Annotated in this window: 1 protein-coding gene and 2 pseudogenes; 1 reads left to right on the top strand and 2 read right to left on the bottom strand. The window is 35.8% G+C overall.

Translation table 11 applies throughout. The features are described 5' to 3' along the window. Together WFK35_RS22530 and WFK35_RS22525 are read right to left on the bottom strand one after the other, a co-directional pair. Positions 1–468 (bottom strand): annotated as a pseudogene (locus tag WFK35_RS22530) (metallophosphoesterase); the annotation flags it as partial. 68 nt (positions 469–536) lie between these two features. Then, a complete protein-coding gene (locus WFK35_RS22525) occupies positions 537–1,604 on the bottom strand; it encodes a 3-oxoacyl-ACP synthase III family protein (protein ID WP_214589237.1) in 1,068 nt (355 codons plus the stop codon). A 103-nt stretch (positions 1,605–1,707) separates the two neighbouring features. Here WFK35_RS22525 and WFK35_RS22520 point away from each other — a divergent pair. Further along, positions 1,708–1,998, top strand: a pseudogene (locus WFK35_RS22520) (hypothetical protein); the annotation flags it as partial.

Genomic DNA, 1,998 nt, shown 5'->3' with positions numbered 1-1,998 from the left:
GCTTTTGGGAAGATTCGCAAAATTCATTCTTACCCTTCTTACTTTATGGCGGTATTTTCCAAATGTAATTCCATCGATAAAAAGAGCTGAAAGAACGCCTCCTATACCTAATCCCATAATGCTTAAAAACTTTCTTCTTTCAGGGAAAAAGTTCTCCGATGGTCTCGTAAGTCCGATAAGATAACTTCCGGTTCTGAAAATATCATCGATTAATAAAAACAAAACGATGAAAACTTTGGGCAGAATAAAAATCAGGAACAGGGAGATCATAATCTGCGCGCGCATCATGCTTCGGTCGGCTCTGCTGAAGTGGGAAACTTCGTAAGCGAAAAAGCCGTAAACCGCTAAAGAAATAATACAATAGCCTATTTTGATCCAGTTATTGTCTGTTAAGGTTCTGATCGCCTGGTAAATATAAATTTCCAGAAAAAGAAAAACTGCCGCAATGATAAAAAAGTTTCTTTGCATAACTAAGTTTAAAAAAAGCACAAAGAATTAATTTCCCTGTGCTTTATTATATTTTAAATTAAATATTGTTAAGGAAATCTGTAAACGATAGCATTGATGTTCATTCCGGCACCTACCGAAGTCATTACAATGTTACCTTTTTCTTTAAACGATTGACCCTCCATTTTTCCTTTAATTATTAAATCAAACATGGTAGGAATTGTAGCCACAGAAGAATTTCCGAAATTCTGGATCGTCATTGGAGAGATAGAATGGTCATACTCTTTCACGTTATAAAGCTTGTGAAGCCTTTCAATCATCGCATAATCCATTTTTGCATTTGCCTGATGAATTAAGATTTTGTTGATATCTTCAATAGAAAGACCAGCGTCTTCAATGGTTTCTTTAATTGCAGCCGGAACGTTTTTCAACGCATATTCGTAGATTTTTCTGCCCTGCATTCTTACGAAAATACGGGTCTGGTCAGAATCTTTGTTGATGGATGGTCCGTTGGCAAGATAATCCAGTTCCACACCGTTGTCACAGATTGTATTGTGAGCAATGATTCCTACATTTTCCTGATCTGTAGCCTGAACCACAACAGCGCCTGCTCCGTCTGCAAAGATCATTCTGTTTCTGTCATGCGGATCTGTTACTCTGCTTAATGTTTCAGCACCAATTACCAAGATGGTTTTAGCCACTTTAGCTTTAATTAGGTTGTCTGCCAAAATCATCGCTTCCACCCATCCCGGACATCCGAAAAGCATGTCGTAAGTAACACATTTTCTGTTTTTAATGCCTAACTTGTTTTTCACTCTCGCTGCCATCGTCGGCATAAAATCTGCGTATCCGTTTACAGTAACTTCCCCGAAATTACTTGCGTAAATGATATAATCCAGTTCCTCCTGATCTATTTTTGCATCTGCAATAGCAATTTTTGCAGCTTCGTAACCGATTTTTGAGTTGGAAAGATCATCTTCTATGAATCTTCTGTTTTCTATCTCTGTAATTTCTACAAATTTTGAGATCGTTTCCTCAGCAGGTTTGTCAATCTTTACCCCGTCTTCTGAATAAAACTCTGAATCTAGAAAAAAGTCTCTTCCTATAATTCTGCTGGGAAGATAAGATCCAGAACCAATAATGATCGTATTCGGCATTCGTTTATATGATTTTTTTTAAAGATGCAAAGTTAATAATTAATATTAATAACAGAGAATTAAAAATATTACTAAATTTGCAAAAATTGTACTTTACAATCCTATGAAAAACAATCCTTCTTTAAAAGGCTTACTTATTGCAGTTGTGGCGTTTATCGTAGCCTTTGGGATTTATTTCCTTTTTTTAGCCAAAAAAAATTACTACGTAGTGGATAATCCTACGCCGGATACATTTTACTATAAAATCAATAATGGTTCCGAAGGTATAATTGCAGGCGGACAGACGGTTCCCGTAGATCTTAATCAGGGAAAAAATTCTATAAAAGTTTTCGACCGGAATAAAAAATTATTATTCGATTCTGCTTTTGAGGTAAAAAAAATCAGAGGTCTTATC

It is taken from the genome of Chryseobacterium sp. VD8 (assembly GCF_037149975.1).
GTDB lineage: Bacteria > Bacteroidota > Bacteroidia > Flavobacteriales > Weeksellaceae > Chryseobacterium > Chryseobacterium indicum.
Note: the sequence above shows the minus strand (reverse complement) of the source record. Positions and strands in the feature narration are given on the sequence as shown.